Raw genomic sequence first — 12,005 nt, 5'->3', positions numbered from 1 at the left:
TCGAATGTGTCCCTACGTTCCTAGCTATGAGTACGCCGCTCAGTACTTCTCGTCCGACGCGCGAAACCATCGCGGAACGCCTGCTCAAGGGCTCGGCCAAGAAGTCCTATGCGCCCGCCGTCGACATCGACTGGGACGCACCGCTGGACCCTGACAAATTCTTCCTGCCGCCACAGATCGTGACCCTCTACGGCACGCCGGCCTGGGACGCGATGACACGCGCGCAGCAGATCGAATTGTCCCGTCAGGAACTGGTGAACATTCTGTCGGCGGGTATCTGGTTCGAGAACATCCTCAATCAGGCACTTCTACGCGACCTGATGCACCGGGACGTGAGGGCGGCGTCGACGCACTACTCGCTCACCGAACTCGGTGACGAGACACGGCACATGGTGATGTTCGGCAAGGTGATCGAACGGCTCGGCGCGGAGCCGGTGCAGCCCCGGCGGTGGCAGCGAGTCATCATCAACGCTCTGCCGCTGCTGTTCCGAGGGCCGATCCTGTGGGGCGCCGCGCTGGTTGGCGAGGAGATTTTCGACGCGCTGCAGCGACAGATTCTGGAGGATCCTGATCTGCAGCCAATTGTCAAGCGCCTCATGCGAATTCATGTGACCGAGGAGGCCCGCCACATTCAGTATGCCCGCGATGGGCTGCGTCGGACCAGGCCGCATATGCGCTTCGTCCAGCGGTTCGTGATGAGCAACCTGCACGGTGTCGGTGGGCCGTTCTACCGCTACCTGCTGACCATCCCTGTCCCGTACCGGCGGATGGGCCTTGACGCCCGCGCGGCGCGGCAGATGGCACTGGCCAACAAGCACCATCAAGCTGTCAAGGTGGCCGGCTTCGCGCCGCTGGCATCGTTTTTCGAGGAGGTCGGCTTGATGGGTCCGATCGCCAGGCGCATGTGGCGCAGAAGCGGCTTCCTGCCCCGATGACTGCCGTGTACGACGGCCCGGCGGCCATCCGCGTCAACAACATGGACCACGCGGTACGGGTCAGGCTGACCGGACACCTCGATCCCATCGACGGCCGGTACCACTGGCGCGGAATGGTTTTCGGCTGGACACCCGACACGGCACTTCGGCTACCGCAGCAGGTGTCGGTGTGCATCGACGGTCGAACCGCGACCGGTCGCCTGACGGAGGTGACCCCGTGGGACACCCACTGCGTCGCCGGCGTCGGCGCGCCTCCGTTCGCGATGGCCGGCGGGGACTGACGGGCTACTTCGGGCTGCGGTCGGTCATGGCCTGATATCCGTGCGCACCGGCGCGGTCCACCGCGGCACGGACGAGTCCGAACACCAAACCGTGCAGCGCCGCGGCCGCGATCGCCTGACGCCCGGAGCGCTCCAGATCCTTGGGGTCCGGCGGTTCGGTGTCCGACGGATTGACCCGCTGCCAGATTTCGGTGAAGACCTTGCCCGCCAGTAGGCCTCCGGCCACGCTGATGGCGAGTTGCAGCGGCATGTACACGGCCTTCGATACCACGGTCATGGGACCGAGGTTCCCGTCAGCGCAAACCCTAAACCCAAAACTAGAACGCGTTCTAGGATGGTCGGGTGCGCTTCACCTATGCCGAGGCAATGACGGATCCGACGTACTACCTTCCGCTGGCGCAGGCCGCCGAGGCGGCGGGGTATCACGCGATGACGATCGCAGACAGCATCGCCTACCCGTTCGAATCAGATTCCAAATATCCCTACACCCCCGACGGCAACCGTGAGTTCCTCGACGGTAAGGCGTTCATCGAAGCCTTCGTTCTCGCCGGGGCGCTGTGCGCGGTCACCACGACGCTGCGGTTCAACTTCTTCGTCCTCAAGCTGCCGATCCGCCCGCCCGCGCTGGTGGCCAAGCAAGCGGGTTCACTGGCCGCGCTTTTCGACAACCGGCTGGGGCTCGGCGTGGGCACCAGCCCGTGGCCCGAAGACTACGAGCTGATGGGTGTGCCGTTCGCCAGGCGCGGTAAACGCATGGACGAGTGCATCGAGATCATCAAGGGGCTGACCACCGGCGAATACTTCGAATTTCACGGCGAGTTCTACGACATCCCCAAAACCAAGATGACGCCTGCGCCGACGAAGCCGATTCCGATCCTGATCGGCGGCCACGCCGATGCCGCGTTGCGGCGCGCAGCCCGCTGGGACGGGTGGATGCACGGCGGGGGCGACGCCGAGGAACTCGATCACCTCATCAAGCGGCTCAATCAGTTTCGCGTGGAGCAGGGCCATACCGGGCCCTTCGAGATCCACGTCATCTCGGCCGACGCCTTCACCTTGGACGGGATCAAACGCCTCGAGGACAAGGGCGTCACCGATGTGATCGTCGGCTTCCGGCTGCCCTACATCAGCGGTCAGGACACCGAACCGCTGGACACCAAAATCCGCCATCTGGAGAGCTTCGCCGAGAAGGTCATCGCCAAGCTGTAAAAACTCACTCGCCTACCCGCCTCGCAGCGTGAAGTGCGGGCTCTCGCCATATGTCTGCCGGTACTGCAGCGCGAACCTGCCGGTGTGCGCAAAGCCCCAACGGGCCGCGATCTCGGTGACGGTGTCGTACGGCCGGTCGGCCGCCAACATCTCCTGACGGGCGTAGTGCAGCCGCAGCCTGCGCAGATACTGCAGCGGTGTGGTTTCCAGGTGGCGACGGAACATGTACTGCACCGCCCTGGGAGTGACATGCACCGCCTCCGCGATGTCGGCGAGCGCAATGTCAGTGGTGACGTTGGCTTCCACGAACTCCATGGCGCGACGGAGCAACACCGGCTTGTGGTCGGTGTAGTCATGGGGTGAGGGCTGGCTGGCAGCCGAGTTCGGGAACGTCGACAGGGTTACCGCTGCCAGCAGCCGGCCCGCCTGACCCAAAACGAGCGGTGTGGCGAAACAGTCGTCGGCCACAACATTTCGCCGCACATAGTCGACGGTGTTCTTCCACAGCCGCGCGGCAGCCAGGTCAACGGGTGCAAAACTGGAGAACCGGACAGGAAGGGGGGCATGGCTGCTTGGCAGACCCGTCGCCACACCGGCCACCACCGCTGGGTCCAGCAGCAACGTCGTGCTTGCGAGATCCTGTGAGGTGGCACAGTGCGGCAGGTGGGGCTGGGAGGTCACCGTGATGTCGCCAACCGTGGCCTCGCTCGTCAGACCGTCGCAGTCGGTGTCGAACCAGCCGCGGGTCGTCCACACCACCACAACCCTGTTGAGCGGATCTGGTGCGGCTGCCAAGTGCCCGGGTGCGATGATTTCGTCAATCGCGAAGGGCCCCACGGCCGTTCGCGAGTGCATCAACAACGGGCCCTCGCGGACACCGACCTGTTTGCGTGACAGTCGCAGCCGCACCCCGTAGACGTCCTCGAGGTATTCCTCGGCGTCCGCAGCGTCGGTTATCTCGACCTGGCTTCGTTCCGGTCGATGAACGTGGCACGAAGTGATACTGATCGCGATCACCTCATTCTCGAAGGTGATGGTCCCCGGACCCGTGTGCTCAACCCATGGCCAACTCCATCGTAACCACGAGTTCAGCGTGCCAGCGGGCGATGGGTGCCAGTGAACTCACGACGCCATCGCGTCGAACAACCGCGCGATCTGGGCGGGCGCCACGTCGACATTGCACTGTTCGCGCAAGGTACGCAGGGGCTGGGCGATCGCTTGCAGATCAGCCCACTCCTGCGGATGGGCGACGAAATATGCGCGGATCGCGTTTTCGCCCTCACCGGGCGGCATCGCGCCGGCATTGGTGACGACGTCGTTTGCCCCGGAGTGGCTCGCCAGGTAGTCGCCCGTCGCGGTGGACACCGAACCGAGCGCAGTGCTCAACCCGGCTGCGGTGCATTGCGGCTGCGCGGCGGCCGTGGGCAGCGCAATCGTCGTCGCAGCCAGCCCGCCGACCGCCCCTGACATGAGTAGACCGAGAGCCCCGCGTTTCACGCTGATTTTGTGCATTGCTCATCCCCTGAGGTGGCGTTACGTTCCCCGACGAAGTGGTCAGTACCCATAGTTCGGGCAGTTGACACTTCTTTGGCGCATTCCTACTCCCAGCTGACCTCGTCGGGCTCCTTGTCGGGCCGCAGGCCGCGCCAACTCGGCTGGCGCAGACGGTCATCGGAGGTGCGTTCGCTGTAGCGCACCTCGCCGACCAGTTCGGGCCGCACGAACGTGACGCCCTTGGCGTCCTGGCGAGGCAGCCGGTCGTTGAACGGGCTTTCGTCGGTCTCCAACGGTTTGAGCGTCTTCTTGAGATCGGCGAGGGCCTTGTCGGTGAAGCCGGTGCCGACGCGACCGACGAACTGCAGTCCTCCAGCTGGATTGTCTGGGTCCGGAATCCCGAGCACCAGCGCGCCGATCCCGCTCGAGCGTCCGCCCTCGCCTTGGCGCCAGCCGCCGATCACGACTTCCTGGGTGTTCCACAGCTTGTCCTTGATCCACGACGCTGAGCGTCGCCCCGGCTGGTAGGTCGAGTCGCGTTTCTTGGCGACGACGCCCTCCCACCGTTTCTTCTTGGCCTGCTCGAGTGCCTCGGGGCCGTCGCCGGGCAGCGGTTCGGGTACGATCAGCGCGCCGCCCGCAGCCAAGGCTTCGAGGATTTTCCGGCGGTCGGAGTACTTGGCGCGCAGCAGCGAGCGGCCGTCCAGATTCAGGATGTCGAATGCCCAGAACTCCACCCGGGTGGAACGGGCCCGGTTCTGCATCTCGGAAAAACTCGGCACACCCGACTCGTCCAGTGCCACCGCCTCGCCGTCGAGGATCACGTGATGGTCGGCGAGATCGGCTGCGAGCGCCTCGAATTGGCGATACTCGGCGGTGACGTCGCGGCCGCGCCGCGAACGTATGCTGAGCCTGCCGCGGTCGGCTTCCACCAGCACCCGGTAGCCGTCCCACTTACCCTCGAACGCCCACTGGCCCGCCTTGAGCTTGGCCACCGACCCCTCGGTGGCCAGCATGGGCGCGAGATCGCCGACGTGCGGGTCCTTTTGGTCCTTCATCCGGTGGGCCAGCCAGTTCTTCCCGTCGGTTTGGATCAGCGCGTACCGCCCGCGGATCTTGTCGCCGTGCAGGGTGATGATGACTTCGCCGCCTTTCGCGGCGCCGTCCGGTGGCACATCGTTGAACTTCTCGGTTTCGTATGTTCCCGAATCCCAGATGATCATCTTGCCGCCGCCATACTCGCCTTTGGGGATCTCACCGTGAAAGGTCAGGTACTCCAGTGGGTGGTCCTCGGTGTGCACGGCGAGCCGGTTCTCGGCTGGCGTTTCGGGCAGGTTCTTGGGCACCGCCCAGCTCACCAGCACGCCGTCGCGTTCGAGGCGCAGGTCGTAGTGCAGCCGTCGCGCATGGTGTTCCTGGATGACGAACTGGTTGTTGTCGCCGGTCTTCGGCGGCTTGTTGGGTACCGGCTCGGGGGTTTTCGACGGGTCGCGCATGCTGCGGTAGGTGGTCAACCGGTCGGCGATGGGTACCGCCTCGTCGAGTTCGGCGAGCAGATCACCCATCTCTTCGACGCGGGTCAGCACCTCGTCGAGGTTGAGATGACGCAGCTTCGGGTCCTCGATCTCCTCCCAGGTGCGCGGCGCGGCGACGGTCGGATGTTCGCGTCCGCGAAGCGAATACGGCGCGATCGTCGTCTTGGCCGCGTTGTTCTGGCTCCAGTCGAGGAACACCTTCCCGGTGCGCAGGCTCTTGGTCATGGTCGCGGTGACGAGTTTGGGCATCGCCTTTTCCAGTTGCTGCGCAACGCGTTTGGCCAACACCGAGGCGCCCGGCGAGCTGACCGGATCGTCCAGCGGTGCATACAGATGCAGCCCCTTGCTGCCGCTGGTGAGCGGAAAGGTCGTCAGCCCGATGTCGCTCATCAGGTCTCGTACCGCTGTGGCGACCCGGCACAGCTGCTTCATCGTGACGCCCTCGCCCGGGTCGAGGTCGAAGACGATACGGGTGGCCGGGCCGGGCTTGAACGTGTCACCCCTCTCCCCACTGCGCGCGCCCGTAACGAACCGCCACTGCGGAACGTGCACCTCCAATGACGCCTGCTGCGCCAGCCACGCGACGCCCTCGACGGTGTTGATGACCGGATATGTGGTGGTGCCGGACTTGTGCACGATGGTGCCGCGGTCCAGCCAGTCCGGCGCCGACGATGCGAGTTGCTTTTCGAAGAACGACGACTCCTCGACGCCGTTGGGCCAGCGCTTGCGGGTGACGGGACGCCCCGCGATGTGCGGGATCATCACCTCGGCGATGCGCAGGTAATAGTCGAACACTTGCGCCTTGGTGGTGCCCGTCGCGGGGTACAGCACCTTGTCGGGGTTGGTCAGCTTCACCCGGCCGAAACGATCCACAGTACGAACGTATACCCGCTGCTACGGTGAATCAGTGCGGACGATTCTGGCAGCGTGCCTGGTCGCGGCGGCCACGCTGATCGCCGCACCCAGCGCTGCAGCGGACCCGCAGGATCTCGTCCCCTACTGCTCGGGCGATCAGACGCCGATCGACAACAACTGCCGGAGCATGGCCCACCAGACGGTCACCCACGAGGGAACGGGCTTGGACCCGGATCTGCCGAGCGGCCTGGATCCAGCCAACCCGGCGGTCGTTGGCTAGAGCTACCCGATCCGCTCCCCTGTTTCCGGGTGGAACAAGTGCACATAACCGTCGGAACGCTTGCGCAATCGCACGGTGTCGGCCAGCTTCGGCGCCGACCGTGGCATCGTGCGCGCCACCAACTCGACCCCCGAGCCGGAGGCGGTGTGGGTGTAGACGTATGCCTCGCTGCCGAGGTCCTCGACCAGGTCGACGACGACCTCGACGCCGCCGGTGTCGGTGAGCTCCAGCTGCTCGGGCCGGATGCCGATGGTGACCTCGTCCAGACCGGCATCGGCCAGCAGCGTCATCTGGTCGCGCTCGAGTTCCAGCGTCGAATCCTCGTTCACGCGAACACCGTTTGAGGCGATCGGCAGCGTCACGAGGTTCATCGCCGGTGAGCCGATGAAACCGGCCACGAACGCGTTGTGCGGTTTGTCGTAGAGCTCGCTGGGCGACGCGAACTGCTGCAGCTTGCCGTCGCGCAGCACCGCCACCCGGTCACCCATCGTCATCGCCTCGACCTGGTCGTGGGTGACGTACACCGTGGTGGTGCCCAGCCGGCGCTGTAATGCGGCGATCTGGGTGCGGGTCTGCACCCGCAGTTTGGCGTCGAGGTTGCTCAACGGCTCATCCATACAGAACACCCGCGGTTCACGCACGATCGCGCGCCCCATCGCGACGCGTTGACGTTGCCCACCCGACAGCTTGGCCGGTTTGCGGTCCAAGAACTCCACCAGGTCAAGCACTTTGGCGGCTTCCTCGACCTTGCGGCGTCGCTCGGCGGAAGGCACCCCGCGCAGCTTGAGCGCGAAACCCATGTTCTCCGCGACGGTCTTGTTCGGGTACAGCGCGTAGTTCTGGAACACCATCGCGATGTCGCGGTCCTTGGAGGGCACGCCGACCATGTCGCGGCCGCCGATTTCGATGCTGCCCTCGTCGATGTCCTCGAGGCCGGCGAGCATGCGCAGCGCGGTGCTCTTGCCCGAACCCGATGGCCCGACCAGCACGACGAACTCACCGTCGGTGATGTCGAGGTTCAACGAGTCGACCGCGAGCTTGTCGGAGCCCTCGTAGATGCAGGAGGCGTTGCGATAAGTGATTGTCGCCATTGGATGTGCCTTTCTATTTGATGGCGCCGAAGGAGAGCCCACGAACCAGCTTGTTCTGCGCGATCCACCCCGCGAGAACCACCGGCAGCGCGGCCATCGTCGCCGCCGCGCACAGCTTGGCCCAGTACAGGCCTTGACCCGCGATGAACCCGACCATGAAGACCGGCATGGTCTGCGCCTGCACGGCCGTCAGGTTCACCGCGAAGAAGAACTCGTTCCAGGCGAAGATCACGCAAATCAACGCCGTCGCCGCGATACCCGGCGACACCAGTGGCAGGATCACCTCCCGCACCGACCGCCACGTGCTGGCGCCGTCGAGGGCGGCCGCCTCCAGCAGTTCGCCGGGGACCTCGAGGAAAAACGACCGCATCATCCACACCGCGATGGGCAGGTTCATCGCGGTGTACAGAATGATCAGCGCCCAGATATTGTCCAGCAGGCCGATATTCGACACGATCACGTACAGCGGGATGATCACCGCGACGACCGGCAGCATCTTGGTGCTGATGAAGAAGAACAGCACGTCCTGGGTCTTGCGAACCGGCCGCAGCGACAACGCGAATGCAGCGGGCACGCCCAGCAGCAGCACCAGGATGGTCGAAACCCCGGTGGCGAACGCCGAGTTGAGCAACGCCGTGCCCACACCCTGGTCGAACACCGCCTTGAACTGGTCCAGCGTGGGAACGAAGAACAGCTTCGGTGTGGTGGTGTAGGCGTCGACCTCTTGTTTGAACGCGGTCAGCACCATCCAGAACACCGGGAAGAAGAAGCCCAGCCCCAGGATCCAGGCCACCGCGCCCCATGGTTCGAACTTGCGGCGCTTGACTTTTTGTTTGACCGGCGTACGGGTTTCAGTCGTGGTTGTGGTCATCATCTGCTCCTCTTCGCGCGAGCGCTCATCGCTAGGCCGCCTCTTCCTTACCGGTGAACGTCTTGAAGATCATTCGCAGCGCGAACGTGGCGACGATGATGGTGAACACCACCACGACGACGCCCATCGCCGCAGCCTGGCCGATGTCGAAGCCCAGGAACGCGCGTTGGTAGATGTAGAACGGCAGGTTGGCGCTGGCCGTGCCCGGACCGCCCTGGGTCATCATGTAGATCTGGTCGAAGGTGTTGACCAGATAGATTGCGCCGAGCACCGCGCCCAGTTCGATGAACCGGCGCAGGTGCGGAAGTGTCAGCTCACGGAAGAGTTGAAACGAGTTCGCCCCGTCGACGCGTCCGGCCTCCAGGATGTCGCGCGGCATCGACTGAAGACCGGCGAGGATCAGCAGCATCATGAACGGCGTCCACTGCCAGACCAGCGCCAGGATCACCGAACTCAGCGGGAACCTGCTGACCCAGTCGATGCCCTCGATGCCGAACGGGGACAACAACCAGTTCACGATGCCGAAGACCGGGTCGAGCATCGCCGTCTTCCACATCAACGCGCCGGCGACGGGGGTAACCAGAAACGGCGTGATCAACAGGGTTCGGACCACGCCGCGGCCCAGGAACGCCCGGTCGAGCAGCAGCGCCAGGATCAACCCCAGCACCACCGAGATCAGCACCGTGGCCACGATGATCACCACCGTGTTGATTGCCGCCTGCCAGAACACGCTGTCGCGCACCACGTCGACGTAGTTCTGCAGTCCGACGAACCGACGTGAGCCGGGCCGCACCAGGTTCCACGACAGGGTGGAGTAGTACAGCGTGAACAGGAACGGGATCTGGGTGACGATGATCGTGAAGATCAGCGCCGGAAGCAGCGGCCCGCGCCTGCGCCAGCCTTCGGCCCGGCTCACCTTGGGGTCCTGTTTCATTTTGATGCGCGCGACGTGCTCGGAGTCGGTATGGGGTTCCCGCTCAAGCGTTGTCATGGCTTCTCCTGATAGGTGCGGCCGACGACCTCGGCGTATTCCTGGGACTGTTTGAGCGCATCCTCGACCGACTTCTGACCGGCGATGGCGGCGCTGATCTGCTGGCTGACCCTGGTTCCGAGGTCCTGGAACTCCGGGATGGCCAGGAACTGAACTCCGGTGTAGGGCACCGGATCCACGGTGGGTTTCTGCGGGTTGGCTTTCTCGATCGATTCGAGCGTCACCTCACCGAAGGCCTCCGACACCGCCTGGTACTGCGGGAGCTGATAGGTCGACAGCCGGTTGCCGGGCGGCACCCGGGCCCAGCCGAGTTCCTCACCGACGAGCTTGATGTAGTTCTTGTCGGTCATCCACGCGATGAACTTCCACGCGTCTTCCTTCTTGTCGCTGGAGGTGGGGATGCCCAGCGACCAGGCGTACAACCAGCCGGGGTAGGGCTTTTCTGCCATCGGCGCCAACGCGTAGCCGACCTTGCCCACCACGTTGGACTCTTTGGGGTCTTCGAGCACCGACACCGCCGACGTGGCGTCGTACCACATGGCGGCGCGACCTTGAGCGAACTGTGTTGCGCACTCGCCGAATCCGGCTGTCGCCGCGCCCGGCTCACCGTGACTGCGCACCAGGTCGACATAGAAGTTCACGGCATCGCTGACTTCGGGGCTGTCCAGCTGGGCGTTCCATTCCATGTCGTACCAGCGTCCGCCGAACGTGTTGATCACCGTGTCCAGCGGTGCGAGCACCTCCCCCCAACCGGGCTTGCCGCGCAGGCAGATGCCGACCATGTCGGGCCCGTCGAGTTCGGCGGCGGCATCGGCGACCTGCTGCCAGGTCGGGTTGTGCGGCATATCGATACCGGCCTGCTCGAACAGGTCCTTGCGGTACATCAGAAACGACGACTCACCGTAGAACGGCACCGAGTACATGTCGCCCTCGTAGGACAGCGACTCCCGCAGCGACGGGATGAAGTCGTCCTGATCGTAACCAGGGGTGTCGGCGATGTAGTCGGAAAGGTTGGTCAGCCAACCGTTCTCGGCCCACTGCGGGGTTTCGTAGTTGCTGATCATCACGACGTCGAACTCGCCGCCGCCCATGGCCGTCGACGCGGTGATCTTGGCGCGGGCCTGGTTCTCCGACAACGTGACGAACCGCAACTGGATATCGGGGTTGGCGGCTTCGAAGTGCCGCGACAGCGACCGGGCGTCGGTCATCTGCGAATTGGAGATCATCGCGATCGTGACGGTACGATCGGTGGCACCGAGGGTTCCCGCCCCTGCGCAACCGGCCGTCAGCGTCAAGCCAGCCGCGGCCGCACACGCCGCCCATCTGCGTAACGCCCTTACCATTGCCCCACCTTTCACTGTGCCAATAACCAACGTGCACAATCGATGTCACAGACCAGCAATCTGGCCAGCTGGCCACGCAACGCGCCGAGGGTGGCGTGGTACTTCGTGACGCCACTGGAGATCAGGATCGTCTTCCGGCAACGCCGGACGTCGGACAACGGAACCGATACCGCGCGATGCTGCAGCTCGGTGTCAACCGGTACCCCGTCGGCGTCGAAGAACCGGCCGCCGATCTCGCCGACCGCGCCGAGCGACACGAGTTCGTCGAGCATGCGGGTGTCCAGGAAGCTGCCTTCGAACAAGGTGGTGGCGGTCGACACCGCGCCCACCCCGAACAGCATGGCGTCGGCGTGCCTTCCGGCTTCCAACGTCCGGGAGATGAGCGAATCGCTGCGCATGGACGCCACGGTCGACGGGTCGGCGTACAACGGCGCGGGTAGTCGGATTGCGTTGGCGCGCAACGCGTCCGCACATCTGGTGAGGATGAACTCGGCACCAGTCTGGTATGCCGCCGTCGACGTCGCGCCGTTGAGTTGCACGACCGCCCGGCACCGGGCCGTACCGGGTGTCAACGCAGTGGCCACCGCGACCTGTTCGGGGCCCCACGTGAGCCCGAGCACGTCGTCGGGCGCCAACCGCCGCGCCAGGAGCGCCGCCGCCGCTCGGCCGACGCTGGCGAAGGCGGCCGGCCGACCGGGGGCGCCGACGTCGACGCCGTGGCCGGTGACCACCGCCTCGGTCAGGTCGAAGCGCCGCTCGAGTTCGCGTTCGGCGTCGGCGTGCAGGTCGTCGCGCATACCCGGGGGAACGGCCACCTCGATGCGCACCAGACCGTGCGCCTTCGCCCGGGCGATCAACCGTCCGGCGGTCGGGCGCGAGACCCCGAGGCGGGCGGCGACCTCGGCCTGCGTCAGCCCGTCGAGGTAGTAGAGCGTGGCGGCGCGCAGGGCGAGCCGGAGATCCTCGGCGCCGGGCGTGCGGTGTGACACAGACTTGCCCGCGGTGACCTCGGGCGACGTCGATGCGGGCACAAACCCTCCCTGGTATGAGCATCTGCTCAAGGGTGCGAGTAGATGCTCAGGAGGTTAGCATGGGAGTGTGACGCACACAACACTTTCGC

The 12,005-nt window shown here is 65.1% G+C and carries 13 protein-coding genes; 4 read left to right on the top strand and 9 right to left on the bottom strand.

The window, feature by feature from the left end; translation table 11 throughout:
- The first annotated feature begins 26 nt into the window (after window positions 1-26).
- Together ABQE44_RS01765 and ABQE44_RS01760 are read left to right on the top strand one after the other, a co-directional pair.
- Complete coding sequence (locus ABQE44_RS01765; RefSeq protein ID WP_448393782.1) at window positions 27-935, top strand: AurF N-oxygenase family protein; 909 nt, start codon at window positions 27-29, stop codon at window positions 933-935.
- The gene (locus tag ABQE44_RS01760) at window positions 932-1,216 is read left to right on the top strand and encodes a DUF4873 domain-containing protein (RefSeq protein ID WP_448427971.1); all 285 of its coding nucleotides are present in this window, start codon (window positions 932-934) and stop codon (window positions 1,214-1,216) included. The genes ABQE44_RS01765 and ABQE44_RS01760 overlap by 4 nt, the downstream gene beginning before the upstream one ends.
- A 4-nt stretch (window positions 1,217-1,220) precedes the next feature.
- Here the strand turns inward: ABQE44_RS01760 and ABQE44_RS01755 are convergent, their stop codons facing one another.
- Window positions 1,221-1,493, bottom strand: coding sequence for a DUF4235 domain-containing protein (locus ABQE44_RS01755; protein WP_448407791.1), 273 nt, complete (start codon window positions 1,491-1,493; stop codon window positions 1,221-1,223).
- Between the two features lie 65 nt (window positions 1,494-1,558).
- On the opposite strand from ABQE44_RS01755, the gene ABQE44_RS01750 reads away from it, so the two are divergent.
- Entirely contained in the window at window positions 1,559-2,425 is an 867-nt protein-coding gene (locus tag ABQE44_RS01750) for an LLM class flavin-dependent oxidoreductase (protein ID WP_448427969.1), read from the top strand.
- Window positions 2,426-2,437: 12 nt separating this feature from the next.
- On the opposite strand, the gene ABQE44_RS01745 is transcribed toward ABQE44_RS01750, so the two are convergent.
- From ABQE44_RS01745 to ABQE44_RS01735, 3 genes are all read right to left on the bottom strand, one after another.
- The gene (locus ABQE44_RS01745) at window positions 2,438-3,442 is read right to left on the bottom strand and encodes a helix-turn-helix transcriptional regulator (RefSeq protein ID WP_448393778.1); all 1,005 of its coding nucleotides are present in this window, start codon (window positions 3,440-3,442) and stop codon (window positions 2,438-2,440) included.
- 105 nt (window positions 3,443-3,547) lie between these two features.
- Entirely contained in the window at window positions 3,548-3,895 is a 348-nt protein-coding gene (locus tag ABQE44_RS01740) for a hemophore-related protein (protein WP_448393777.1), read from the bottom strand.
- A gap of 128 nt (window positions 3,896-4,023) precedes the next feature.
- The gene (locus ABQE44_RS01735; RefSeq protein ID WP_448427967.1) at window positions 4,024-6,327 is read right to left on the bottom strand and encodes an ATP-dependent DNA ligase; all 2,304 of its coding nucleotides are present in this window, start codon (window positions 6,325-6,327) and stop codon (window positions 4,024-4,026) included.
- 34 nt (window positions 6,328-6,361) lie between these two features.
- On the opposite strand from ABQE44_RS01735, the gene ABQE44_RS01730 reads away from it, so the two are divergent.
- Complete coding sequence (locus ABQE44_RS01730; protein WP_448393775.1) at window positions 6,362-6,589, top strand: hypothetical protein; 228 nt, start codon at window positions 6,362-6,364, stop codon at window positions 6,587-6,589.
- Between the two features lie 2 nt (window positions 6,590-6,591).
- On the opposite strand, the gene ABQE44_RS01725 is transcribed toward ABQE44_RS01730, so the two are convergent.
- From ABQE44_RS01725 to ABQE44_RS01705, 5 genes are read right to left on the bottom strand one after another with little or no spacing between them, the layout of a single operon-like run.
- Entirely contained in the window at window positions 6,592-7,680 is a 1,089-nt protein-coding gene (locus tag ABQE44_RS01725; protein ID WP_448393774.1) for an ABC transporter ATP-binding protein, read from the bottom strand.
- A gap of 13 nt (window positions 7,681-7,693) precedes the next feature.
- A complete protein-coding gene (locus ABQE44_RS01720) occupies window positions 7,694-8,554 on the bottom strand; it encodes a carbohydrate ABC transporter permease (protein ID WP_448393773.1) in 861 nt (286 codons plus the stop codon).
- A 28-nt stretch (window positions 8,555-8,582) separates the two neighbouring features.
- Entirely contained in the window at window positions 8,583-9,542 is a 960-nt protein-coding gene (locus ABQE44_RS01715) for a carbohydrate ABC transporter permease (RefSeq protein ID WP_448427965.1), read from the bottom strand.
- A complete protein-coding gene (locus tag ABQE44_RS01710) occupies window positions 9,539-10,885 on the bottom strand; it encodes an ABC transporter substrate-binding protein (protein WP_448393771.1) in 1,347 nt (448 codons plus the stop codon). Before ABQE44_RS01710 ends, ABQE44_RS01715 begins: the two co-directional genes overlap by 4 nt.
- A gap of 11 nt (window positions 10,886-10,896) precedes the next feature.
- The gene (locus ABQE44_RS01705; RefSeq protein WP_448393770.1) at window positions 10,897-11,916 is read right to left on the bottom strand and encodes a sugar-binding transcriptional regulator; all 1,020 of its coding nucleotides are present in this window, start codon (window positions 11,914-11,916) and stop codon (window positions 10,897-10,899) included.
- Window positions 11,917-12,005: the final 89 nt, after the last annotated feature.

It is taken from the genome of Mycolicibacterium sp. XJ2546 (genome assembly GCF_053483195.1).
This window is presented reverse-complemented; position numbering and strand designations above follow the sequence as displayed.

Bases quoted from the DNA above. Each gene is read 5' to 3' on its own strand.
- ABQE44_RS01760 (WP_448427971.1), top strand. From the start codon at position 932: ATGACTGCCGTGTACGACGGCCCGGCGGCCATCCGCGTCAACAACATG.
- ABQE44_RS01720 (WP_448393773.1), bottom strand. From the start codon at position 8,554: ATGATGACCACAACCACGACTGAAACCCGTACGCCGGTCAAACAAAAA.
- ABQE44_RS01765 (WP_448393782.1), top strand. From the start codon at position 27: ATGAGTACGCCGCTCAGTACTTCTCGTCCGACGCGCGAAACCATCGCG.
- ABQE44_RS01715 (WP_448427965.1), bottom strand. From the start codon at position 9,542: ATGACAACGCTTGAGCGGGAACCCCATACCGACTCCGAGCACGTCGCG.
- ABQE44_RS01740 (WP_448393777.1), bottom strand. From the start codon at position 3,895: ATGTCAGGGGCGGTCGGCGGGCTGGCTGCGACGACGATTGCGCTGCCC.
- ABQE44_RS01710 (WP_448393771.1), bottom strand. From the start codon at position 10,885: ATGGTAAGGGCGTTACGCAGATGGGCGGCGTGTGCGGCCGCGGCTGGC.
- ABQE44_RS01725 (WP_448393774.1), bottom strand. From the start codon at position 7,680: ATGGCGACAATCACTTATCGCAACGCCTCCTGCATCTACGAGGGCTCC.
- ABQE44_RS01755 (WP_448407791.1), bottom strand. From the start codon at position 1,493: ATGACCGTGGTATCGAAGGCCGTGTACATGCCGCTGCAACTCGCCATC.